The organism is Bremerella alba (assembly GCF_013618625.1).
Taxonomy (GTDB): domain Bacteria; phylum Planctomycetota; class Planctomycetia; order Pirellulales; family Pirellulaceae; genus Bremerella; species Bremerella alba.
This window is the reverse complement of record NZ_JABRWO010000012.1, coordinates 130,503-155,230: the sequence shown is the minus strand read 5'-3', so window position 1 is coordinate 155,230 and position 24,728 is coordinate 130,503. Positions and strand designations below refer to the sequence as shown.

At 55.0% G+C, this 24,728-nt stretch carries 19 protein-coding genes and 1 pseudogene; 17 read left to right on the top strand and 3 right to left on the bottom strand.

Features of this window, described 5'->3' with window-relative positions; all coding sequences use genetic code 11:
- The first annotated feature begins 767 nt into the window (after positions 1-767).
- The 6 genes from clpX (at position 768) to HOV93_RS20285 (ending at position 8,076) form a co-directional block, all read left to right on the top strand.
- Entirely contained in the window at positions 768-2,057 is a 1,290-nt protein-coding gene (gene clpX / locus HOV93_RS20310) for an ATP-dependent Clp protease ATP-binding subunit ClpX (RefSeq protein WP_207398370.1), read from the top strand.
- 200 nt (positions 2,058-2,257) lie between these two features.
- Positions 2,258-3,268, top strand: coding sequence for a UbiA family prenyltransferase (locus HOV93_RS20305; RefSeq protein WP_207398369.1), 1,011 nt, complete (start codon positions 2,258-2,260; stop codon positions 3,266-3,268).
- A 107-nt stretch (positions 3,269-3,375) separates the two neighbouring features.
- Positions 3,376-4,209 carry a sugar phosphate isomerase/epimerase family protein gene (locus HOV93_RS20300; protein WP_207398368.1) on the top strand — a complete coding sequence of 278 codons (834 nt, stop codon included), beginning with the start codon at positions 3,376-3,378 and terminating at the stop codon, positions 4,207-4,209.
- Between the two features lie 173 nt (positions 4,210-4,382).
- Positions 4,383-5,705 (top strand): alkaline phosphatase family protein, encoded by a 1,323-nt coding sequence (locus tag HOV93_RS20295; RefSeq protein WP_207398367.1) that lies wholly within the window; start codon positions 4,383-4,385, stop codon positions 5,703-5,705.
- Between the two features lie 265 nt (positions 5,706-5,970).
- Positions 5,971-7,587, top strand: a complete 1,617-nt coding sequence (locus tag HOV93_RS20290; RefSeq protein ID WP_207398366.1) for a HEAT repeat domain-containing protein — start codon at positions 5,971-5,973, stop codon at positions 7,585-7,587.
- A 12-nt stretch (positions 7,588-7,599) separates the two neighbouring features.
- Positions 7,600-8,076 carry a hypothetical protein gene (locus tag HOV93_RS20285; protein WP_207398365.1) on the top strand — a complete coding sequence of 159 codons (477 nt, stop codon included), beginning with the start codon at positions 7,600-7,602 and terminating at the stop codon, positions 8,074-8,076.
- 72 nt (positions 8,077-8,148) lie between these two features.
- Here HOV93_RS20285 and HOV93_RS20280 read toward each other — a convergent pair whose 3' ends face one another.
- Both HOV93_RS20280 and HOV93_RS20275 read right to left on the bottom strand, forming a co-directional pair.
- Positions 8,149-8,475, bottom strand: a complete 327-nt coding sequence (locus HOV93_RS20280; protein WP_207398364.1) for a YbjQ family protein — start codon at positions 8,473-8,475, stop codon at positions 8,149-8,151.
- 128 nt (positions 8,476-8,603) lie between these two features.
- Positions 8,604-10,004: a hypothetical protein gene (locus HOV93_RS20275; RefSeq protein WP_207398363.1), complete on the bottom strand. Its 1,401-nt coding sequence runs from the start codon at positions 10,002-10,004 to the stop codon at positions 8,604-8,606.
- Between the two features lie 501 nt (positions 10,005-10,505).
- Between HOV93_RS20275 and polA the strand changes: the two are divergent.
- The 8 genes and pseudogenes from polA to HOV93_RS20235 form a co-directional block, all read left to right on the top strand.
- Positions 10,506-13,277 (top strand): annotated as a pseudogene (gene polA / locus HOV93_RS20270) (DNA polymerase I); the annotation flags it as partial.
- A 187-nt stretch (positions 13,278-13,464) separates the two neighbouring features.
- Positions 13,465-14,094 (top strand): dephospho-CoA kinase, encoded by a 630-nt coding sequence (coaE, locus tag HOV93_RS20265; protein ID WP_207398362.1) that lies wholly within the window; start codon positions 13,465-13,467, stop codon positions 14,092-14,094.
- Between the two features lie 506 nt (positions 14,095-14,600).
- Positions 14,601-16,115 (top strand): transcription termination factor Rho, encoded by a 1,515-nt coding sequence (gene rho / locus HOV93_RS20260; protein ID WP_261358641.1) that lies wholly within the window; start codon positions 14,601-14,603, stop codon positions 16,113-16,115.
- A gap of 195 nt (positions 16,116-16,310) precedes the next feature.
- Positions 16,311-16,793, top strand: a complete 483-nt coding sequence (gene ribH, locus HOV93_RS20255) for a 6,7-dimethyl-8-ribityllumazine synthase (RefSeq protein ID WP_207398360.1) — start codon at positions 16,311-16,313, stop codon at positions 16,791-16,793.
- A gap of 102 nt (positions 16,794-16,895) precedes the next feature.
- The gene (nusB, locus tag HOV93_RS20250) at positions 16,896-17,321 is read left to right on the top strand and encodes a transcription antitermination factor NusB (RefSeq protein WP_207398359.1); all 426 of its coding nucleotides are present in this window, start codon (positions 16,896-16,898) and stop codon (positions 17,319-17,321) included.
- A 97-nt stretch (positions 17,322-17,418) separates the two neighbouring features.
- Positions 17,419-18,411: a signal recognition particle-docking protein FtsY gene (gene ftsY, locus HOV93_RS20245; protein WP_235990717.1), complete on the top strand. Its 993-nt coding sequence runs from the start codon at positions 17,419-17,421 to the stop codon at positions 18,409-18,411.
- A 28-nt stretch (positions 18,412-18,439) separates the two neighbouring features.
- Positions 18,440-19,111 (top strand): hypothetical protein, encoded by a 672-nt coding sequence (locus HOV93_RS20240; protein WP_207398358.1) that lies wholly within the window; start codon positions 18,440-18,442, stop codon positions 19,109-19,111.
- A gap of 241 nt (positions 19,112-19,352) precedes the next feature.
- Complete coding sequence (locus HOV93_RS20235; RefSeq protein WP_390814349.1) at positions 19,353-19,634, top strand: calmodulin-binding protein; 282 nt, start codon at positions 19,353-19,355, stop codon at positions 19,632-19,634.
- A 486-nt stretch (positions 19,635-20,120) separates the two neighbouring features.
- Here the strand turns inward: HOV93_RS20235 and HOV93_RS20230 are convergent, their stop codons facing one another.
- A complete protein-coding gene (locus HOV93_RS20230) occupies positions 20,121-21,305 on the bottom strand; it encodes a M20 family metallopeptidase (protein WP_207398356.1) in 1,185 nt (394 codons plus the stop codon).
- Between the two features lie 233 nt (positions 21,306-21,538).
- Between HOV93_RS20230 and HOV93_RS25965 the strand changes: the two genes are divergently transcribed.
- From HOV93_RS25965 to HOV93_RS20215, 3 genes are all read left to right on the top strand, one after another.
- The gene (locus tag HOV93_RS25965) at positions 21,539-22,912 is read left to right on the top strand and encodes a sigma 54-interacting transcriptional regulator (RefSeq protein WP_207398355.1); all 1,374 of its coding nucleotides are present in this window, start codon (positions 21,539-21,541) and stop codon (positions 22,910-22,912) included.
- A 67-nt stretch (positions 22,913-22,979) separates the two neighbouring features.
- Positions 22,980-23,423 (top strand): hypothetical protein, encoded by a 444-nt coding sequence (locus HOV93_RS20220; RefSeq protein ID WP_207398354.1) that lies wholly within the window; start codon positions 22,980-22,982, stop codon positions 23,421-23,423.
- Between the two features lie 86 nt (positions 23,424-23,509).
- Positions 23,510-24,577, top strand: a complete 1,068-nt coding sequence (locus tag HOV93_RS20215) for an Mrp/NBP35 family ATP-binding protein (RefSeq protein WP_207398353.1) — start codon at positions 23,510-23,512, stop codon at positions 24,575-24,577.
- The last annotated feature ends 151 nt before the right edge of the window (positions 24,578-24,728 follow it).

Genomic DNA, 24,728 nt, shown 5'->3' with positions numbered 1-24,728 from the left:
GAGGTTGCCGTTTATGGAAATAATAGGGGTTTGAAGGACTACCCACGCTATCGGTATGCTTGCGGCATGGGTAGACGATGACGAGTTAGTACTTCCTGGGTCGAGATGGAAAATCAATACCTGCAGTTAGCATTCGCAGTATTCCTATTAGCGGTATGTATCCTAGGACTGGCACTAACGTTCCACCTTCTGAGAAAATGGCGCGAATACTCGGACGAGGACCAACACAACCCTGCATCGATGCTATCAAAGTTCCGCGAAATGCATTCACAGGGTGAGCTATCGGACGAGGAATTCCGAAAAATAACAACGGACATGTCAGCCCGAATCCAAGAACCTGCAACAGTTTCGGAAGAAGCGGAGATCGTTTTTACCGAAGATGCCAGCAAGTCGGATTAGGGATAATTTGTCTGGTTTTTGCGAAACAACATCGCACAAACCAAAACATCGTTTCGTAATGCGAGGTGTGGTGCCTGGGAGGCCAACCAATGAGGGTCACGGAAGTGATTCTCTCTTCGCCCATGCGAAGCGGTATCAGCGTAGAACGTCGCTATTTTTGAAGAGCGATAACTGCGGCTGAAGGATACGGCTCGAACTCTTTGCGGACAAGGATGCCCCCAGGCCTACGGCTTCGATAAGCCATGGCCAGTCGAGCAGCACGTGGAAATAACAACAGCCCTGGCCGGCATAAGCATCAAGAGATTGCCTCAAGGTCCAAACGCCCCTGCCAGTTGCTGTTCCAAGCGAAGCCGAAAAGGAGTGAATTCATGCCCGCAGGAAATGACGTTGGTGGAACTCGCCACAATAGCACCAACAAGAAGAATGCATTTTGTTCGTTCTGTCGTCGAAACTACCGCGAAGTAGGCCCGCTCGTTGAGGGACCTGGCGACGTTTACAACAACGTCTACATTTGCGGCGAGTGCATCGACTTGTGCAAAGAGATTCTCGAGAAAGAGAATCGCCGTCGCGGATCTGGCAACAAGCTGTTCAACAAGATTCCCAGCCCTCGCGAAATCATGGCCAACCTCGACGAATACGTCATTGGTCAGGATGGTGCGAAGAAGGTGTTGTCGGTCGCCGTTCACAATCACTACAAGCGATTGGTCGTCGGTCACGAAGGTTCCGATGTCGAGATCGAAAAGTCGAACATCCTGCTCGCCGGTCCGACCGGTAGCGGTAAGACGCTAATGGCTCGTACGTTGGCTCGCATCCTTAACGTTCCTTTCGCCATTGGTGATGCTACCACGCTAACCGAAGCAGGCTACGTCGGTGAAGACGTCGAGAACTTGCTGCTCAAACTATTGCACGCCGCTGATTTCGATGTAGAAGCCGCCCAGCGAGGCATCCTGTACATCGACGAAATCGACAAGATCGGCAAGACGTCTAACAACGTCTCGATCACCCGTGACGTCTCTGGTGAAGGGGTCCAGCAGGCCTTGCTGAAGATGCTCGAAGGCACCGTCGCCAATGTTCCGCCACAAGGTGGTCGTAAGCATCCCGAGCAGCAGTACATTCAGATCGACACGAGTAACATCCTGTTCATCTGTGGTGGTACGTTTGTCGGTATCGACGACATCGTCCGTCGCCGCATGGGGCGCAAGAGCATTGGCTTCGGTCAATCTTCGGGGTTCAAGTCGGACGCTGATGCAGCCGAACTGATGCGAAACGTGACCAGCGACGACATCCTCGAGTACGGCCTGATTCCTGAACTCGTCGGTCGTTTGCCGATGGTCGCCTCGCTGGAACCACTCGACCTCGACGGCTTGAAGAAGGTGATCACCGAACCGAAGAACGCCCTGGTCAAGCAGTACCAGACCCTCTTCGAGATGGAAAACGCCGAACTCGAGTTCACTGACGAAGCGATCGAAGCGATCGCCCAGCGTGCCCTGGCCAAGGGAACCGGTGCCCGTGGTCTTCGTTCGATCATCGAGTCGGTCATGCTCGACATCATGTTTGACCTGCCGGAACAAGAACCCGGCTCGAACTACTCGATCACACGAGAGATCGTTGAAGGTCGAGAACCACTATTCCAAATGCCTGAAACGAAAAGTGCCTAGGTTTTTCACTTGCAATCCCCTCCTTTTCAAAGCACCCCCGCGTCAGTCGCCCGACGCGGGGGTTTTTTTGTTGTTAGTTTTCAGGAGGAAGTGTTCCGTTTTCAGCACGAGTGAATCGAGTATCCTCGACGTTTCCCGTGTAAAAAAGTAAGATCAAAGTCCTAATCCCTCGCGCATGCAAAACTTTCACGAGACGCCCCTTGGACGATTCGACAACCCCCGAGAAACCGGTTGACCCTGCCTGGCTAGCATTTGGCAAGCTGTGCCGGCTACCGAACCTGTTTACGGCCTGGGCGGATATTTTCGCAGGCTTCTTTATCGTCTCGGCATTTGCCAACCAAGGCGTCGCCAACCTAAACGCTCCGGTCATCTTCGTGTGCTTGGTGCTGGCTTCCAGCCTGATCTACAGCGCAGGGATGATTCTTAACGACTACTACGACCGCGAGGTCGATGCCCAAGAACGCCCCGATCGCCCGATTCCTTCCGGGGCGATTTCCGCGCAAACGGCTATGCTGGCCGGCTTTTCGATGCTGGTTGTCGGCTGCCTGGTAGCACTTCTGGGCGGCTATGTTTACGTCGACTATGCCGCGATTCCCTGGCGAGGCGGTGCCGTGGCGGCCTGTCTTGCCGTTTGCGTGGTGGCCTACGACGCCGTTCTCAAGCGAACGCCCTTAGCACCGTGGCTGATGGGGGCCTGTCGTTTTTTCAACATTTTGTTGGGGATGAGCCTGTCGCAAGAGCTTCCCTCTGGCGAAAGCTGGCAGTTCTTGGGCTACGATACGGGACAAATGCTCTTTGCCGGCGGTATCGGCGTGTACATCGTCGGCGTGACCTGGTTCGCGCGAACCGAAGCGGTCGTGAGCAGCCGGGCCATGCTCGGCTTGGGGGCTTTTTTAATGCTGGCAGGCATCAGCATGCTAGGAATATTGCCCTGGTTTCAACCGTCGATTGTTGCGATCGTTTCGGCCAAATCATTTGGGCTGTGGGGGATTCTGCTATTATTGAGCTTGGCCCTTGCGCGAAGAGTGGTAATCGCGGTCTGTTACCCCGAGCCGCGAAACGTGCAATTAACGATTAAACAAGCGATCTTGTCGCTGATTTTTTACGACGCAGCGATTACCCTAGCGGTATGCGGAACGATTTGGTCGGTGGTGATCGTTGCCCTACTGTTTCCGATGATGGGGCTTCGCCGCTGGATGTATTCGACGTAATGGTTTCGGTATCGTGATGGGGCAACGCGATCGAGGTTGGCCAACTTTGGTTCGCGTGGATAAACAAACCAGTCATCGGCATTGCAAGGTCGAAGGGTTAGTCAGGAATGATCCTAGGATACAACACGAATGGACTCGCGCATCACGACCCGTTCGATGCCGTGGAAATCCTGGCAGAGATCGGCTACCGGGCGATTGCCCTGACGATCGACCATTTGACCCTCACGCCGTTTGGCAACACCTATCTCGCCACGCGTCAGGTCGATCTTCTCGCCAAAACGCTGGAAGAAGCGAAAATGCGATCGGTGATCGAAACAGGGGCCCGCTTTCTGCTCGATCCGCGTCACAAACACGAGCCGACCTTCATCAGCCCCGAAGCCAAAGGCCGCGACCTTCGTTACGAGTTCATGCGGCACTGCATCGATACGGCTCAAACGCTCAAAAGCGATTGCGTCTCGGTTTGGTCAGGCCGTCTGCTGGATGATGTTTCTGCCGAAGTTGCTATGGATCGGCTGGTTGCCTCGTTAGAGCCAGTGCTCGACTATGCCGCCGAACGCAACGTAACGATCGGCTTCGAGCCGGAGCCTGGCATGTTAATCGACACGATGGAGAAGTTCGACCAGCTGCAGCAGCGGATCGATGCTCCTAACTTTCAGTTGACACTGGACATCGGCCACTTGCATTGCCAAGGCGAAACGCCCATCGCCGATTACCTCCGCCGCTACGGCGACCGCGTCGTCAACATCCACCTGGAAGACATGCGCGCCGGTGTCCACGAGCACCTACCCTTTGGGGAAGGCGAGATCGACTTCCCACCGATTTTCCAAGCCCTTAAGGAAATCGACTACCAAGGTACCGTAAACGTGGAACTCAGCCGTCACAGCCACGACGGCCCCAACATGGCAAAGAACGCTTACGATTTCTTAAAGCCGCTGATCTAGCTCAGTCGGAACCCGTAGGACATCCCCAGACCCGTGAGACCTCCCACCCTGATGCGAAACCCTTCCCATGTTGGGCAAGTGGTTAGCCCTGGTTTTCTCGCGTGGAATCTCGGGTTAGAGTGATTTGATTGTGAATTGATTTCGATCCTGCCCTTTCTTCAGCGAGTATCCCCATGGCCGACAACGTTGTTCTTCTTTCCATCCCCGGATTGCGAGCCTCCGACGTTGCCCACATGCCGAATCTTACGGCGTTGACCGAATCTGGGGACAAAGCAACGCTCGTGCCTAGCTTTCCCGCAGTGACCTTGTGCGTAGAAACGAACATCATGACTGGGATGCTGCCGGTCGATCATGGGGTGGTCGCCAACGGCTGGTACGACCGTGAAAAGGGGGAGGTCGAACTGTGGACCATGGGCAACGAAGCCATCGATCGTCCGCAGATTTGGGACACCTTGAAGCAGCACGATCCATCGCTTACGTCGGCTGTGTGGTTCCCCATGCTCAGCAAACGTTGCAATGCCGACTATGTCTGCATGCCGGCCCCGGTGCACAACCCAGACGGAAGCGAATCGTTGTGGTGTTACACGCGGCCGACCGAGTATTACGGCGAATTACTCGAACAGTACAATCACTTTCCGCTCAAGTACTTCTGGGGACCGCTCGCATCGATTCCTTCCACCAAGTGGATTGCCGATACGGCCGCTCTGACCGCGAAGAAGCACAAGCCCAACTTCTTTTACATCTACCTGCCGCATCTCGACTACCAGGCCCAAAAACTTGGCCCTGACAGCGAGCCAGCTCAGAAATCTGTCGCGGAATTGGACTTCGTCCTCGGAGAGCTATTTGCCGGGTTGAAAGAAGCCTACGGTGAAGATGTGCTGATTCTAGTAGCCAGCGAATACACGATTGTTCCGGTCGATCATGTCACCTATCCGAATCGCGTGCTGCGAGAAGCTGGCTTGATGCAAGTGAACAGCGACGAGGATGGGGAAACGATCAACTATCGCGGGAGCGAAGCGTTTGCCGTGACCGATCATCAACTGTCGCATATCTACGCGAAAGATCGCGATCAGGCCACCATCGATAAGGTCGTTAAGCTGTTTGATGGGCAGGAAGGCATTGCCGAAGTCCTAGCCGGCGACGATCGCGAGAAGTACTTCCTTAACCACGAGCGAAGTGGGGACGTCATTCTCGTTTCGACGGACAACAGCTGGCAAGCTTATTACTATTGGCTCGACGATGCCCTCGCTCCGAAGTTTGCTCGGACGGTCGATATCCATCGTAAGCCTGGGTACGACCCGGTCGAGATGCACGTCGATATGGCCACCAAGTCGATCCCGCTGGATGCGACGTTGGTGAAGGGCTCGCACGGGGCCCCTCCCAAAACGGAAGCCCAGCGAGGTATCCTGCTCTCGAACCAGAAAGGCGTCTACCCCGAGACACCTTTGGCCGATACCGATGTGTGCGATCTGGTGCTTCGCCAGTTCAATATCTAACGTCGAAATTGATGGTTACGGGTTTATTCGTAGACTGCCGCCGATTGGGGGTTTGATGAGGTCGTTTTTCTTCATCAATCCCCCCTAAAAAGGCTGCGTCTCGTTCTATCTGTAACGATTGCATCGCCCCAAGATTTGGGCGGATTCGATTTCATACGGTTTCTCACAGCCCATATCTGAGGGGAAAACTAGATTTTCCTGTAGTCGATCCAAGCTCCGGCCGCCAATGCCCGGAACCCATCAGACGTACAGAGAGAATCGAATCGTGCCCTCCGGAATCGAAAAAACCTTTCAGCTATTTGCCAACACAGACAACCATGCGGCGGTCCCGGTGTTGGTAGATGCGCTCGATTCCCCCTATTCCGAAGTTCGCGAGGGTGCCCTGTCTGCTTTGCTCCGTCAGCGCCATGCGGTCGCGCAGCGGGCCCTCGTGCAGCGCTGGCGAAAATTTACCCCGGTCCAACGCAGCTGGATCGAACTGTCTGGCATCTCGCTAGAGATCGCCCTGCGTGAACTGATTCAATCGAACGACCACGAGCAATTTGCGTTGGGGCTTGAGGTTCTTAATCAGGTTCCTGAATACGAGCTGCTTCCGGCTCTGACGCTGATTGTTCGAGATTCGGGCCATTCCTACCGAGATTCGGCAGGCAATACACTCGTGCATTTGGCGGCCAGTCTCCGCAAGGACCTCCGCACCGGCGATAACAAAATAGGAGTCGAATCGGTTCGCAGTCGTGCGATCGATTCTCTGGGGGACTGCATCAGCCACTTCCAACAGCACGAGTCGCTGGCCATCCTGGAAGCGTTCCTGGTCCTGGTGACCCGCGAAAACCAACTGCTGCGAGAGGCCTGGAATAATACCAAACACCCAGCACACTCCGCCATTATTCGCTTCCTGAAGCATAGCTCTCGCCCGGAAATTATCGATCTGGTGCTCAGTTCACTAACGGACATGCACCCTAGTGCCCCAGTGCTCAGCATCGTGGGACTGCGGCACGATCCCGCGTTCATGTCGGAATTGACGGCGCGGATCCAAGGAAACATGAACGATACCGTCCGGCGCAATCTGGCTAAGCTGACCAAAGTGGCCTGGGCTGAAGAGCATCGCCCGGTGCTCGAGAAACTAAACGGACTTCAGCAAGCAGCTGCCGTGCACATGGCCATGTCGACATCGATTGGTTCGGATCGGTTGTATAAGCTGCTGCTGCTGGTCGCCGATTCTGGGCATTCCAGCGGACGCTTAGCTGCACTCGAAGAGCTGGCCAGCTATGTCGATCCACACACCAATGAGCTAATCCTGGATGCCGTCAGCGATCCCAACGCTGGCGTGCGTGCCGAAGCCCTGCGCCAGTTACGGCCGCGAGGAATTCCTGGCGCGATTAAGCTGCTTCTACAGCATCTTGATAGCCCGCAGTTGGTCGTTCAAGACACCGTTCGCAGGTCGCTGGCCGAATTCAATTTCCCCCGCTTCTTGGCCGCGTTCGACAAGATGAGCTTAGACGCGCAAAAGAACACCGGGCGTCTGGTTCGCGGCATCGATGTCAACACGCAGCGTCTGCTGGCGGAAGAGATGGTCGACGATGCCAGCTACCGACGACTGCGTGCGCTGAAGATTATCGAAGTGATGGAAAATCATCTCGACATGGAGACCGATCTGATCAAGGCCTTGCAGCACGAAGATCATTTTCTGCGTGCGGAAGCGGCTAAGCTTCTTGCCCGTTGTCCTTCGTCGACCTCGGTGACGGCACTTCGCGGGGCCATGCTCGATCGGAATGTTCGCGTTCGTGAGAATGCCGAGGCAAGCCTCCGCCGCATCGCTGGAACGAAAGTGGCCGTGCCACCGATCGAGGCGTCGGTCGCCAGCGTCAAGGTCACCACTTAGGAGCGAAGACCGATGGCATTACTTGAACAATTCGTTTTTCTGGCAGACCAGCCATCGGTGGACTTTCGGGCAATGGGAGAACACTTCCGCGCCGAGAATGCTCACTTTAATCTTCCACACTTTATCGTCTTGGCGTTGGTCGTTCTGGTAATTGCTTCGTTAGTCTGGGCTTTGACTCGCTGGCAGGAAAGCGAGGAGGCCTGGAATGTCGACAACCCACAGCGGCTGTTCTCTGATCTGTGCAAGAAGCACGAGCTCAGCAGTAAAGACTCGTCGCTACTTAAAAAGATTAGTCGCGAGCTGCAACTGACACAGCCGGCCAGTATGTTTTGCGATCCGAGTATTCTCGTGTCGGCTACGAAGTTGGAAAAGTATCACGACCTGCACGGCGAACTGGCCAAGCTGGGAGAAGCATTCTTCGGCTATCATCTGTGGAAACAGGCCAACGCTTCCGATAGCAGCGTGCACCAGGAAGCTTCCATCGTCTAGTCTTCCGTCCCGTTCACTTGGCTCGTCCAGCTGTGCGAACTGGGGATCAGCAATCCACTGCGAGTTTGCACGTCATTCGGCGTTCGGCTGAAGCTTAACCGCCGTACCGTAAGCTAAGACTTCCGTTGAGCCGGGCATGAATTCGGTCGCATCGTAACGCACGCCAATAATGGCATCGGCCCCGACTTGCTGCGCATGCTCGAGCATGAGATCGTACGCATGTTGCCGGGCTTCCTCGCACACGGCGGCATACTCTGGGATGTTACCGCCGCCTATGGCCCGGATGCCGCCGATGAAACCGCGGGCGATGCTTGTCGAGCGAACGACGATCCCTCGGACCAGACCCAGGTACTCGACGATGCGCTGTCCTTCGACATCGTTGCCGGTGGTGACGATCATCAGACGCTCTCCTTAGTTACTCAAATAGTAAACACTAAGAGCCGTTTATACTGGAACATAAAAAGAGCCGAGATAGCAATCTCGGCTCTTTTTGATTTGTGATGATCTGACTTGAAAAGACAACCGTCTTAGAAGGCGCTCTCGCCGCTAGGACGTCGCTTTTGGAAGCCCGCTTTGACCTTCTCGGCTTGGGCTTCCAGCTCTTCCAGCTTAGAGGCGGCATTCAAGCGAACGAGTTCTTCGGCACCAGTGTAGCCGGCCCAGTCAATGAACTGGTCGACGCGAATCGCCTGGATACCGTTGGATCGGGCAGCTTCGCTCAATTGCGAGTACGAGGCCAAGGTTCCTTCGGCGGTCTTGTCGGTTGGGCGTTTACCCAGGATCAAGTAACGAATGTCCGGAGTGATCGTACCTTTGATGCTGCCGGTTTCGTCGACATAGGCAGCGACCACGCCACCGGACGTTTCGATAATCTGACGTAGGTCGTCGGTATCGTCTTTGTCGTCGCCATCAATGTCGATGTACCCGACCACGGCAAATTTCTCAGGATGGCCTGGGGTCCAGGTCGGGGTGAAGATGGTGTCTCCAGGCATGATTGGATTGGCCACGTCATAGCTAGTGATCCGAGCTTCGGCCTGATGACCGTCGTGGATCTTGCTGACTTCGATCGTCCCTTTCACTGCGACACCAGCCAGGTTCTCTTGGCCGACTGGATAGACGCTGAAGGTCATTTGCGGACGCAGCAAATCTTGCGAGCCAAGGTTGATCCAAACGGTTTGTTCGCGTTGGTTCGACCAAACAACCTTGCCGTCAGGACGGTCGGTGATCTGTGGCTGCAGGTTCTCGTTCACTTTGTTGAGGCCATCGATCAGAGTCCGCATGTCCTTGATATCTTTATCGAGAACTTTCTTTTCCTGGGTGAACTTCGCGGTCACCTGAGCGACCTGACCTTCGATGGCCTGTTTGGAAGCGAGGACTTTCTTCTGGTCGTCTTGCAGCGATTGACGGGCCGACTCGTAATCGGCTGTTAGTTTACGCAGGTTAGCGTCGGCGGTGTCCTTCTCGGACTTCGCTTTCGCCACGGCAGAATCGGCAGTCGTGCGAATCGAATCACGTTCGGCCTGAAGGGCGTTGATCTGAGCACGCGACGATGCGAGCTGCTGCTCGAGCGTAGCGTACTTATTGCGAAGTTCGACGGGGATCTTACGATAGTTCAAGGCTTGAGCCGCAGCTGGAGTCCCATTTTCGTCGGCTACAAAAGCGGCCACGTCGTTGGTGAACTGCGTTTCGATTTCGTCCATGGTCGCTTCTTCGGTGTGACCGATCATGACCTTCAGACGGTTGCGTTCCAACAGATAGTCACGGGCCTTGGATGATTCGGCCTGGGCTCGTGCGTTCGCATCCTGTGCGTCCGTTTGCGCTTTCAAGTTGGCGTTGTAGAACACGCCGGTCGTGATACCCAAACCGACCACCATCATGACCATAAGGATCACGGCGATTTGAAGACCTTGATTGTCACGGGCTGCCATGAGCGAATCTCTCCTGAGGGGACAAGTAAAGGGAGACGGGTAATGGACCTGCGGTCTCCCTAGTTTGCCTAAATTAGTCAAAGCGAGGGCAAATGCCAATCCAACCAATAGTAGGGATTACATCAACAAGCGACGACAGAAGGCCTATCTGGGCCTCATGTTAAGCATTTGTGAACCCTAGGGGCGGAATAGCGATTGGGATGAGTGGTTGGCTGGTCAAAGCTTTGCCAGCACTGTAAGTGTACACGCAATCTAGGCAGAAGTCAATGATTTGGAATTGGCGTAAGTCGTTATATGACAAAGGAGTTATGGGAATGTTGTTCTGTCGCATCGCGAGGTTTTTAGGCAACGTTCCTTCAGGGAGTTGTGTTGAAATTGCGAAAACCTTAGGAATTGGGCATATGAGGGTGGCTTCTTGTTCGTAACTCGTTGCTGCACAATAATCTACGTGCAGGATCGTAGTTCGCAGCGGCTTCTGGCTTCCCCCTTTACGCAGTTGGCATGATGAAAAAACGCACGCGACAAACGTCGCTAAGTTTCGACACGAGCGAGACGCAGGAAATTTCGGAAAATAATCCCCCAACCCCGTCTGCTCCGCCGGTTCCAGTCGATCCCAGCGACTTGCAGGGCAAAGAGGTGTGGATTGTCGACTCGCACTCGCTGATCTTCCAGGTTTTCCATGCGATCCCGCCCATGACCGGTCCGGCGGGTCAGCCGGTGGCTGCCATCTATGGTTTTGCCCGGGACATGGTCTTTCTGTTGGAAAAGAAGAAGCCTGATTATCTGATCTGTGCGTTTGACCTTTCGGGGCCGACCTTTCGCAATGAGTTATACGACCAGTACAAAGCCAACCGCGACGAAATGCCGGTCGAGTTACCTTCACAGATTGCCGGCATTCGGCGACTGCTCGAGGCGATGACAATCCCGGTTCTCGCCTGCGAAGGCTTCGAGGCCGACGATGTCCTGGCCGCTGCCGCAAAAGTGGTGGAGGAAAAAGGAGGCCGTTGCACCCTGGTCACCACCGACAAGGATTGCCGGCAACTGATTACCGATAACGTGCGGCTGTTCAATGTGCGTAAGGATTCTTTCTACACGGCGGAAGGATTGCTCGAAGACTGGGGCGTGCGTCCCGATCAAGTCGTCGACTTTCAGGCGATGGTGGGCGACTCGGTCGACAACGTGCCTGGCATTCCGTTAATTGGCCCCAAGATCGCCAAGGACCTACTCAATCAGTTTGGCACCTTGGACGAGGTGCTCGACAACGTCGATAAGATCTCGGGAAAGAAGCGGAAGGAAAATATCACCAACGGACGCGAACTGGCGATGGTTAGCCGGGAACTGGTACGCCTGCGCGATGATGTCCCGCTCACTTGGGAATGGGACAAGTACGTTGTTACGCCGGTCGATGCGCAGGCATGTGAAGCGTTATGTGACGAGTTCGGGTTTCGGACCTTGTCCAAACAATTGCAGTCGCTCTCTACCAGCGATGCAGGGCAGGGGGGCGTCAGCGCTTTGGAAGCGACCACGCTCGACTATCAAACCATCGAAACGACCGATCAACTAACCGAACTGGTCGAAATACTCAGCCAGCAAAAACGTATCTCGATCGATACCGAGACCACCCATACCAGCCCCCGCTGGGCCGACCTAGTTGGTATCTCAGTTTGCTGGCAGCCCGGGACCGCGCGGTACATACCCGTCCAAACACCTGAAGAGGACCCGTGCTTACCTCTGCAAGAAGTGATCGAAGCTCTGCGACCGGTGCTCGAAGATCCGAAGATTAAGAAGCTGGGGCAGAACCTGAAGTACGACGAGATTATCTTTCGTGGCGTAGGGATCGAGTTGGCTGGCGTCGATTTCGACACGATGATTGCCCATTACTTGTTGGAAGCCGGCGCGCGGTCGCACGGCCTCGATGAACTGGCGCGTCGCTATTTACAGCACGAAACGGTTAAGATCAGCGAGTTAATTGGGACCGGCAAGAAGCAAATCTTGATGAGCCAGGTTCCGCTCGAAAAGGTCTCGTACTATGCCTGTGAAGACGCAGACATTCCGCTGCGGCTGTACGAGATTTTAAGCGAACGTCTCGACGAGGAAGGCCTGAACGACCTATTCGACGACGTGGAAATTCCCCTGATCGATGTCCTGGTCGAGATGGAGAGCAACGGCATCCGCGTCGATACCGAGCGTCTGAAAAACTTGAGCGATGCCTATGGCGACCGCCTGGATGCGCTCGAAACCGAGATCTATGAAATCGCCGAGCAACCATTCAATATCGCTTCTCCCAAACAGTTGGCAGAAATTCTGTTCGAGAAACGCAAGCTGCCGGTCATCAAAAAGACGAAGACAGGCGCGTCGACCGATGCCGAAGTGCTTGAGCAGTTAGCCAAGCAAGACCCATTACCACAGAAGATCATCGACTTCCGGCAGTATGCCAAGTTGAAGAACACCTACATCGACGCGCTGCCGAATATGATTTGTCCGAAGACGAATCTCGTGCATACGTCGTTCAATCAAGTGGTGGCCGCGACCGGGCGGTTGAGTTCCAACGAACCGAACCTGCAAAACATTCCCATCCGAACCAAGGAAGGGAAAGATATACGTTCGGCCTTCAAAGCCAGTCGCGACGGTTGGGTGCTGGTTTGTGCCGACTATTCGCAGATCGAGTTGCGCGTACTGGCACACTATTCCAAGGACGAAGCTCTGCGTGACGCGTATCACAACAATCAAGATATTCATGCCAAGGTCGCGTCGCAGGTATACGGCATTCCACTCGAAGAAGTGACCTCCAGCGAACGCCGCAGTGCCAAGGCGATTAACTTTGGGATTGTCTACGGACAAAGTGCGTTTGGCCTAGCCAAGAGCCTGGATATCGAAAAGGACGAAGCATTCGGGTTTATTGATGCGTACTTCCGAAAGTACCCCGGCGTCGATGACTTCATGGAAAACACCCTGCAGCAGTGCTACAAGGATGGTTTCGTGAAAACGATTCTCGGTCGCCGACGCAAAATCGACGGCGTGCGTTCCCCACAGAAGCGTGACCGTTTGGTCCGCCAGCTACTGATGCCGGAGCGGACCGCAGTGAACACCGTCATCCAAGGATCTGCAGCCGATATCATTAAGCTGGCAATGATTCGCGTTCACAAGGTGCTCGCCGATTCCGATCTGCAGTCGAAGCTCTTGTTACAGATTCATGACGAATTGGTTTTTGAGGCACCCCCGGAAGAAGTGCCATCTTTGGTGAAGTTGATGCTGCCGGAAATGACCCAAGCAATCAAATTGGACGTTCCGTTAGTCATTGATGTCGAGTCTGGGCAAAACTGGGCCGAATGCGAACCGGTGCCAATCGACGGCTAACGGGGAAGTGTCCACCAATCGCTGGGCACGGAAACAAAAAAACTAGTTGGCTAGTAATGATTGCCGTTGCGTCTGATTTGGAAGCTTGTGGGCAAGTCGCATCATGAAAACAATCGGAATCCTAGGTGGTATCGCATCTGGCAAGAGCGCCGCAACCGATGCATTGCGCCAATTGGGGGCTGTGGTTTTCGACGCCGACAAGGCCGGACATCGTGTTCTGGAACTGCCTGAGGTGAAAGCAGAGATCCGAGCGAGGTTTTCTTCCTCCGTATTCGATGCTCACGGGAACGTATTGAGGCCGAAAATCGCGGAGCTTGTCTTTGGCGACTCTGGCCCGCATCGGCAGGCCCTTGCCGACCTAGAGAAGATCTCGCATCCTCGCATCGGCGCGTTATTGGAAGCGGCTCTTAAGCAAGCGGAAGTGTCTGGGGCGCCTGCTTTTGTGGTCGATGCCCCGGTTATGATTAAAGCCGGTTGGATAGGCCATTGTGACTATGTTCTTTATGTGGATGCCTCGCGCGAGAAACGTTTGGAGAGGGCCCTTGCGCGAAACTGGTCAGAAAATGAGTTTGACATTCGGGAGGCGGCGCAGGAAAAATTAGAAGTCAAACGACAACTCGCTGACATCGCGATCCCCAACGACGACGACTTATCCCAGCTTCAAGCAGCGATCCGATCCTTTTGGAATCAGCAAATCGCTTCCCCGCCAGGGCCTCGCGGGAATCCGCGTTAACTTCCCCAAAGATTTTCCTTTTCGTCGCATTAGGCTGCTGGTACACGTTGAATAATTTAGTGGCGATGAAACCCACCTTACTGCAAAGGTGGGGGTCAAGAAATTGCCTGCGTCGATAGCTGCCTGAATTATCGTTACTCCTTTAATTTCCAACCATTTACGAAGACTAGGATTCCTGCGGATATCGCCTCGCGAACTTTCCAGCGTTTTGCTACAACGAAAGAGTCTCCTCCTCATTCCTGGAACAGCCTGCGTCGACCGAGGACGCTCTGCATGCCCACTGCATGCCTATTTTTTTGAACCGCTTCGATAGGTAACCGGTCTGAACCGTTGGTTATAGGGACAGTCCTTGATTCAACTCTGACCAGGAAACTCCTCTTGGAGAACATTCTCCTATGGCACACAGAAACACAACAACAAACCGCAATACGAACAACAATTCGAATTCGAATAGCAATGTAACGTCCCAGGTTTCGAAGGACGCGAACGCATTTGGTGCCGGAATTATGCCGGAAACCAATGAAGCTACTTCGGATCAAGCCAATCATTCCATGCCCAATTCGCCCCAACCTTCCGATTCATCTTCGAACCGCTCGTCGGACGGGCACCGCTCGTCTCGCGGCTCGAATCGACGCAACAACAATTACGACGATGGTCCTGAGCCGATGTCCCTGGCCGAGCAAATTGCTCGTAAAAAGCACCGTGGCGATCCAGGGGATGACGACGACGACGAACAGTTCGAGCAGCTCAAGCACAACGAAGTGCATATCGCCGAACTGCAGAAGATGTCGATGCAGGAATTGATTGAAGAGGCCCGCAAGGAGAACCTCGAAGACGTAGCCGGTGCGCGCCGCCAAGACCTGATCTTCCGCATCCTTAAAGAACGCGTGAAGATGTCCGGCTTGATGTACGGCGAGGGAACGCTGGAAATCCTACCCGATGGCTTCGGATTTCTACGTAGCCCCGATTATCACTATCTGTCGTGCCCCGACGATATCTACGTCTCCCCCAGCCAGATCCGCCGATTTGGCTTGAAGACCGGCAACATCGTCACCGGGCAGATCCGTCCACCGAAGGAAAATGAACGCTACTTCGCGCTCTTGCGTGTCGAAGCGGTCAACTATCAGGACCCCAATGTCGCGTCTCAGAAGGTCTATTTCGACGACCTGACACCGCTGCACCCGGACGATCGAATCCGTATGGAAACGACCCCGGACGAAGTCAGCGGCCGTATCATCGACTTGATTGTGCCGATCGGTTTCGGTCAACGCGGTCTGATTGTCAGCCCACCCCGGGCCGGCAAGACGATCATGATGCAAAACATGGCCAAGTCCGTGTTGGCGAACTATCCGGATGCCTACTGCATCATGCTGCTGATCGACGAGCGGCCGGAAGAAGTCACCGATATGGAACGGCAGGTCAAAGCGCCCAACTGCGAAGTGATTAGTTCGACCTTCGACGAACCACCGTCGCGCCACGTTCAAGTGGCCGAAATGGTCATCGAGAAGGCCAAGCGGATGGTCGAATTCGGCACCGACGTGGTCATCTTCCTCGACTCGATTACACGTCTGGCACGGGCCTGGAACAGCGAATGCCCTCCTTCGGGTAAGCTGCTTTCCGGTGGTTTGGATGCCAACGCACTGCAACGTCCCAAGCGTTTCCTCGGTTCGGCCCGAAAGGTCGAAGAGGGAGGTTCGCTAACGATCATTGCGACGGCGTTGGTCGACACCGGCAGCCGGATGGACGACGTGATCTTCGAGGAATTTAAAGGGACTGGTAACCAGGAAATTGTGCTCGATCGCCGCATGGTCGATCGTCGCATCTGGCCCGCCATCGACATCAACGCCAGCGGGACACGCCGCGAAGAGATGCTGATGGATCCCGAAGAATACCGTCGAGTCTGCATCCTCCGCCGGGTCGTCAACGAAATGAACCCGCCTGACGCGATGGAGTTCCTGCTCGGTCACATGAGCAAGAACAAGACCAACGCTGAATTTCTAATGAGTATGAATGTGCAGTAACACGCTTGCTGCATACCTCTATTAAAATGATGACTTCCTTTTCGCAGTGGCGCGAGAGGAAGTTGGAAAAAGGGTTTTCAGTTTTCAGTGGGGGAGAGCATTGCTGCTCTTCGCGCTTCAAAAGCTTCACTGGTTGAGGGATGTCACAAGTTCTCTCTTTTGCTGAAAACTGAACACTGAAACTGAAAACTACCGATGCCAAACATCTTCTCCGGAACCGATTATCTTCCGACCAACGATCGCGTAGCGATTGTCGTTTCGACCTATAACACCTCGATCACCGACAAATTACTGACCGGTTCGCTGCAAACGTTGGAGAGCCGTGGGATCAGCGAGGCTGACATCGACGTGGCCAAAGTCCCTGGTGCCTGGGAAATACCCTTGGCTGCCGCGGTGATGGCTCGCAGTGGAAAGTACACGGCCATTATCTGCTTAGGGTGTGTCATCCGAGGGGAAACGACGCACGACGTGCACATCAACACCCAGGTCAGCCAAACGCTGGGCAACTTGGCCTTGGAATGTGAAATTCCCGTTTCGTTTGGCCTGCTGACCTGTAATACAGTCGAACAAGCGATCAGCCGATCTGGGGGAGCTGTTGGCAATAAGGGTGTCGAAGCGGCAGAAGCAGCCCTGGAAATGATGGGACTTCTGCGAAATCTGCCTCAGTCGAAACCATGAACTGGTCACGCTCGCTATAATTCACAAATCTGGCCGGTGAAATTCCCACGGACACCCTGTCCCGGCAAGAAGTATTCGAGACGAGGCATTCTTTAGGTTCCCATGGCAAGACGTAGTCGAGCGCGAGAAGTAGTTCTTCAAATCCTTTATCAAGAGGATCTCAACCCCGATGCAGACCCGCGTCTGGCCGACGAGTTCCTGCGTGCGCGTTTGAAGAACGACGAAAACCTGATTGTATTTGGTCGTTATCTGCTGATCGGTACCCGCGAGCATCGTGGGAAGATCGACATGCAGTTGGAACGCTTCGCCGATAATTGGAGCCTCCGCCGGATGGCCGCCACCGATCGTAACTTATTGCGGCTGGGTGCATTCGAGATCATCTACTCCGATACGCCGGCCCGCGTCGCCATTAACGAAGCAGTCGAACTGGCCAAACGCTTCGGCGGCAAGCACAGTCCGCAGTTCGTCAACGGGCTGCTCGACCGAATTCTGAAAAGTATCCAGGCCGAAGGGATCGATCCTGCCTAGCCAGTGGAGGCAGACAATCGGCGGCGATTCCGCTACATTGGCGGTGGAACATTGGGCACTATCACCCCACCCAGGGGAAGAGGATTGATTCGTAGCGATGGGCATGTTCGGATTCGGTAAAAAGAAAGAAGACGCGGAAACGACCTCACCGGAAGACGCTCTGGAAAAGGAAGCAGGTTTCTTTGGGCGCTTGGGGCAAGGTCTCGAAAAGACGCGGCGGCTGCTCAACACCGACATCCGCGACCTCTTTAAAGCGGAAGGTAGCCTGGTCGACGAAGAGTTGCTCGACGATATCTTCGCTATCCTCATTCGTACCGACATGGGGGCCGGACCGGCCAACCAGATCAAGGATCGCATTGCACGCGACTTCCGCGGCCGTGTCGTCCATACCGAAGACATCCTAAAGAACATCCAGGACGAGCTCTCGGGGCTGATGCAGCAAGACCAAGAGCCGATCAAAATGGCCGCTGAAGGTCCGACGGTCATCTTGGTGGTTGGCGTCAATGGTGCTGGTAAAACCACTTCGATTGCAAAGTTAACACGCTGGTTCATCGATCAAGGTAACTCCGTAGTATTAGGTGCTGGGGATACGTTCCGGGCTGCGGCGTCAGAACAACTGTCGATTTGGGCCGAACGGCTCGGGGCCACGATCGTGCGTGGCGAGCCCGGCAGCGACCCGGCCAGCGTCGCGTTTCGTGCGGTCGATGAAGGGATCAATCAAAACGCGGACGTGGTCATCATCGATACGGCCGGTCGTCTACAAACGCAGAAGAACCTAATGACGCAACTCGATAAAATGCGACGCGTCATCGGCAAAAAAATCGAAGCGGCCCCGCACGAGGTCTTATTGGTGCTGGATGCGACCGCCGGTCAAAATGGTATCAGCCAGGCCAAAGGCTTCTCGGACGCCGCTCAGTGCACTGGCATCGTTCTGACCAAGCTCGACGGGACTGCCAAAGGTGGTGTTGTCGTGCCGATCCGCAAAGAGTTCGAGTTGCCGGTGAAGTTCATCGGGGTCGGCGAAAAGCCCGAAGACCTGACACGGTTCGATCCCGAAGCATTCTGTAACGCCTTGTTTGCGGCGCCCTAACTGGATTGGACTGTGCGAGAGTCATCTGATGCACATCGACCTGAAAGATGATCGTCGGACCTCTCGCTTGAGTCTTGTCCACCTCTTTCTGTGGATGGCAGTCGCGGGTTTGTTGGTTTTTCGGACGATCGTTCCTTTTAGTACTGAAGTGCTGCTGGCGATTGTCATCGACTCGGCCGCAATTACGGCGGGTCTGGTGGCGATTTACCAGGCGACACGCGATGCGGAATGGGTGGATGCCCACCCAGGGCATTGGTTGGCAATGGTGGTCCTGTGGCTGTATGTCGATCATTGGCTGGTCGAGCCAGATTTACTCAAACGGGCGCCACGCTATGAAGAACTGGTCTATACGCTTTCTTACCTAGGTGCTGCACTCCTTTTGCTGTTCGGCATGCTGTTGGGTGATTGGGGCAGGCTATGGAAGGTTGCGTTGGGCGCCCATGCGGCAGTGTTCGCACTGGCCGCTTTCTGGCGAATCGCCCAGGCGATGTGGGACGATGGGGAGACCGGCCGTTTCGTTCGCAGTGATCTGGCTCCGCCGGTCGATGTGCTGGCGGTGACGCTCTTGGTGATCGCGGTGCTGTGGGATTTCAGATGGAAGCAACTGCGCGATTGGAAGCACTGGGTTGGGCTAATCTGCTTCGCATTCCATTGGGCAAAAAACGTTCAGGTGTACGGTGTTCCCAATCTATTTTTGTGAAGGCGAGTCCGCTAGCAAGCTGACCGTCGTAGCAATGCATTTCGGCTCAATATGACTCTCGTACCGGTTCTGCGGGATTTTCACTTAATTCCTGCTTCCTGACGCGCCGATGCTTAAGGTGCGGCATGTGTCCGTGGGAAGCGTGGATGATTGGTCGCGACTTCCAGTGAACCACTACTGAGTATTAGGGGGATCATCGATGTTTCGACACATCGTGTTTGGTCTGATCATAGCCGCTTCGATGTCGGTTTCATTCTCCAGCGCTGAAGCTGGCGATCAAGCTTACAGCCGCGTTTGGGGCGGGACCTACGGCAGTTACGACTGGGAACGTTTTTATCACTATCCCTACGTCTACTATCCCCAAAACTTCCAGGGCGCTGAGTACTATCGCAGCCGCGAGAGCCTGTACTATCGCTATCCGACCGAAATGCGAATCCCGGTCTACAACGAACAATGGCAGAACCCGTATCCCAACGGTCGTCTGTACCACTCTGGCCATCAATTCTTGCTGGATGTGTTTTAAGCGTCCGTGGGAAGTTTGAAGTGCTTCGTTTTCAGTGATCAGAGACTTGCATCTCTCCTGGATTGAACGCTTCGCACGAGTGATCACGATGAAAAGCGAGAGCCTGCCCGCACAGGTTCTCGCTTTTTTCTGCGCGCATGGGTATGTGTTGACTGCCCGCTCAAGAAGGCTTGAGCGTGGTATCTTACATGCCGTAAATTCGCAGAACGCTCGCATCAAGCGCATACACGATTGGAGTTCCCGTCGGTGCAGTGCCGGTAGGGTGCGAGCAGCGATAGCGCATCGCACCACGAACCGAGATTGCGCCGTTCTACCCGATGCAGGCCGGATTTAGTGCGAGCAGTATTGACGCTCGTTGAGATGATAACGGGAGCACTGCAACCGTGTTCCGCAATGGATCATGGGTATTTGGTTCGCACGGCTGGACTAGCCAGCCCTGGCGCCCGGCTTTTACGGTTGCGGTTGCCATTCACCTGTCGGGGGCAACTAAGCGAAGCTTCGGCAGACGGCTTCCAGGATATCGGTGGCTTGATACAACTGCTCGATTTCGATGAATTCGTCCTTGGTGTGGGCCTGGGCAAGGGAGCCGGGGCCGAAGACGACCGAGGGGACGCCAATGGCGAAGTACGCCGGCGAGTCGGTTCCGTAGGCGACCTGCAGCGATTGGCTGGTCACGCCGAAGTCTTTCGCCACGTGGGCAATATGGCTAGCCAATGCTTCATTCGATTCGGCCAGTGGCAAGCCTGGCGAACTCATGTAAGGTGGGTCGTGCTTTACTTTCTCGGGGTCGTCGATTTTCGCAGCAATGTAGTCGATCACCTCTTGGCGAACTGCCTCTTGCGACTCGCCTGGTAGGACGCGGCGATCAATCTCGATCGTACAGCAATCAGGCACCGTGTTGACGCTAACACCCCCTTCTATCGTGCCTACGCTGATTGTCGGCGGGCCGAGGGGACCTTGCTCGGTGGCTTGGGCGAGAACCGTTTGTTCGTAGTCGTGAATGATGTTCAGCACGTGGGCCATGCGGTAGATGGCGTTGTCGCCCACCGAAGGCTTGCTGCTGTGAGCGGCTTGACCGAACGCATGACACCGCCAGCGAACCACTCCTTTGTGCGACACCACGACGTTCATGAGCGTTGGTTCGGCGACAAGGACGGCGTCTGGTAGTTTCGAGATTAATTTCGAGTTGCCATTCTTCCAAGTGCTGGCCAAGTGTCGGGCACCTGTAAAACCGCACTCTTCGTTGACGGTACAGGCCACCAAGACGGTTGGCAGGTTGTCGCCGTGGTTTTCCTTCAACCGCGAAAGAACGGCCAGGCACATTGCCATGCCTCCCTTTACGTCGCACGAACCGCGACCGTAAAGTCGGTTATCGACCAGCTTGCCACCAAACGGATCGACCGTCATGCCTTCGACGGGAACGGTGTCTTGGTGGGCTTCGAGTACAATAATTTTGTCCGAAGTCCCTGGCAGGCAGGCGATGACGTTGTCGCGCTGCGGGGCAACCTCGATGCGTTCGTACTGGACCCCGATCTCTTGGAAGATGGTCTCTAAGAGGTCGCCCAGTCGGTGCTCGAGCTGAATCTCTGGCTGATCGACTTTGTGTCCCATCGGATTAACGCTGGGAACCTGAACGAGTCGCTGCGTCAGCTGCACCACATCCATCGGCATTTTGAAAATCTTTCAGATTTAGTTTGAGGTGTTCAGATTTCAGTTTTCAGTAAGAGACGAAAGGGTAACACGTCTGTACCGAAAACTGAACACTTCACACTGAACACTATTTATTGTTTGCCTTGACGGCTTTTCTCACAACCAGTCCACGCCGCTTGTTGTGCTGGTTTATAATACGAAGTTTGGAGAAATCTTGTTTGTCTCGCTGCCTGCAGCCCTGTGGACGGTAACTGGTGCCCTCGATTCCCCGTAAACCGACGACGTTTCTGATTCAAGCGTTCGACCTTTCCGCGTGGCCGGTCGTTTTGTTTGGCGAAGGAAATACGGTTCGCTATTTGAACACGGCCGCCGAAAAAGCACTCGGCATCTTGCGCGACGAGTTGTTAGAGCAAACGGCCCGATATCACGGTTTGGGGCAACTTCCCAAGGCCATGCAACAAGTATCGGACCTTTGTCCTGCTTCCAACGTGTGGTTGGGGGAAGTGGCCACACGAGACATCACGTTGGCTTCCGGCGGGGATGCGACCGAGACCAGTTGGCGGGGTGTCTTCTACCCGATCACCGATGCACCGGACACCGCATCGATGGCGCTGGTTCGCAATGTGGTGGTGATGCTCGCCCCGCCTGATAAGTTTCCGCACTGGGGGCCGCTGCAGCCGCAGGAAGAGATTCATGCGACGCTTCAATCGCTTCGCCACGAATATCGCGGGCGTTATTCGGTGAGCCACCTGGTGGGTGTGAGCACGGCCATGATCCGCGTGCGGCGACTGGTCGACTTGGCTTCACAGTCGCGCGTCCCCGTGCTGGTCATTGGCGAGCAAGGGACTGGACGCGAGCAGGTAGCCCGGACGATATGCTATGCTTCGAGCCCAGGTCACGCTGGCCCCGTGATTACCATCGAGGGCGAATTGATGGACGCTGAGATCATGCAGACTACGATCCGCGCGTTTGCCAACCGCTGCGAAGACGACGAGGACGGCGGCCATGCGTCGCTGGTGCTGTTGAATGCCGAGAAGTTGGATTTAGGGGCCCAGACAGAACTGTTGCACCTGCTGGATCTAATTGGGGTCGAACTGCGGATTCTCTCGACGGCGGAAGAGTCTTTGCTGGAACTAGCTCGACGCGGGCAGTTTCGCGAAGATCTGGCCTTTCGGATCTCGACCCTAGAGATTGAGCTTCCACCGCTGTGCGATCGGCCGGAAGATATTCCATACATTGCCCAGGCAGTAGTCGAAGAGCTTAATATCCCTTCCGATCGACAGCTGCAATCGATTTCGGCCGAGGCCATCGATCGTTTGCAGCAACAGGAATGGCCGGGCAATATCGATCAGTTGAATGAAATGCTGACCGGTGCGCATCAAACGGCGACCGGATTTACGCTGGATGTTACGGACTTTCCGGTGGCTGTCTCGCGAGGACCGCACAAGAAGCTGGCAGCGAAGGAGACCGAGTCGATCAGTCTGGATGCTGCATTAGAAGCTTATGAGCGAGGAATTTTGGAGCGAACGCTCAAAGCAGCAAAGGGGAATAAGACCCAGGCCGCTAATATGCTCGGTATTTCTCGGGCTCGGCTGCATCGCCGGATCGAGCAATGGGGGCTCGAATGAGTGGTGCGACGGGACTTCGCGTGGTTGTCACTTCAGGCCTCCCTTCTTACGATGAATAAGGGTTGTCATGGAATTATCGGGCCGCTGTGTACTTTACGAACCTCAACCATGCTGGGCTCCCCGGTTACGGGGGCTTTCGCCGACATCGACGGTTGGCTTGGTTGAGGTCCGGGTCGCATCCGAGATCACCAAGTTACTTTCGCAAGACAGTCAGCGTCTGCTGATGATCGTCTTGCGGAGTTCGATGACGGCGGCTCAGGTCGCGTCGCGCTTGCGCCAAGTGGCCGAGATTCGACAGCGATGGCCGGCATGTCGTGTGTTTCTACTTTTAGATGAGTGGATGGATGCATGGCATCGTGCCTGCTGGGAGATGGGCAGCGGCTTCGTTTTTATCGGGCCAAGGTCGCTACCGGCGATCGGTCGCACGATCGAGCGTTTCCTGAAACATTTGCCTGAGCCTGAAGATCGGCCAGCCGATCAGAACGATTCGCTGGATTGGCTTCCCTGGTAACCCAACTACCACTACCCCCAACACAACGCGCTTCCGGCAAGGTCTGAAGGCCTTGCCCTTTGCTTCCGCTCGAAGGAGAGTTCTCCATGGCTGATGTCCAACAAGTCATCAAGGCCCTTGAAAGTATCAAAGACCCATTCAGCGGTCGTTCGATTACCAGCACTGATCAGGTGAAGGAAGTCGACGTGAACGGTAACAAGGTATCGTTCATTCTGGAATTGACCACACACAGCGCTCCGTTATGGGAAGAGACAAAAGAGCTGGCCCGGCAGCAGGTACTTAAAGGGGTGCCAGAGCTCACGGAAGTGAACGTTCAACTGCGCGAACACCAACGCAAGATCGAACCGCTCGGCCAGATTGGCTTGACGGCCCGCAGCGTGATTGCGGTTGGTTCGGGTAAAGGGGGCGTAGGCAAAAGCACTGTCGCATCGTGCCTGGCGTATGCGTTGCAAAAATCGGGCGCAAAGGTTGGCTTGATGGATGCCGACATCTATGGACCTAGTATTCCGCATTTGCTCGGCGTGAGTGGTCGTCCGGAGGTGATTGAGAAGCGGATCCAGCCCAAAGAAGTGGATGGCCTGAAGATCATCTCGATGGGCTTGATCGTCGAGCCTGGCGAAGCGGTGATCTGGCGTGGTCCGATGCTTCACGGCGCGGTAACGCAGTTCCTACGCGATACCGATTGGGGACCGCTCGATTACTTGATCATCGATATGCCACCAGGCACTGGTGATATTGCATTGACGCTTAGCCAACTGCTACCGCTGACTGGCAGCGTTGTCGTATGTACGCCGCAGGAAGTCGCACTACTGGATGCGATCAAAGCTGTGGCCATGTTCCGCAAGGTAAAGATCCCGGTGCTGGGGATGGTCGAGAACATGAGCGGCTTCGTTTGCCCCGACACTGGCAAGGAATGGGACATCTTCGGGCGGGGTGGTGCCCAGAAGAAAGCTCAAGAGCTGGATGTGCCTTTCTTGGGAGACATTCCCATCACCATCTCGATTCGCGAACAAGGGGATGCAGGAAAGACGAGCGACGTCCTGCAGAATGAAGTCACAGCACCGCGATTCGAGAAACTGGCGCATAACCTGGTAAAGCAGCTGGCCGATTCGGCCGCCGAAAAACCGCCAATCCCTTCGCTAACTGTTTTGTAGCCAACGACTTCCAGCCTCATCTTCCTTCTCATGGGAGAGGGGGCGAGAGAGTCATCACAAGAAAAAGCTAGAGCCGTCTTCTATGCAGAAAACGGCTCTGTCTCGTTGTGATCTTGCTGAGGGAAAAGTTGGACGCCTTGGGTCCTGCTTT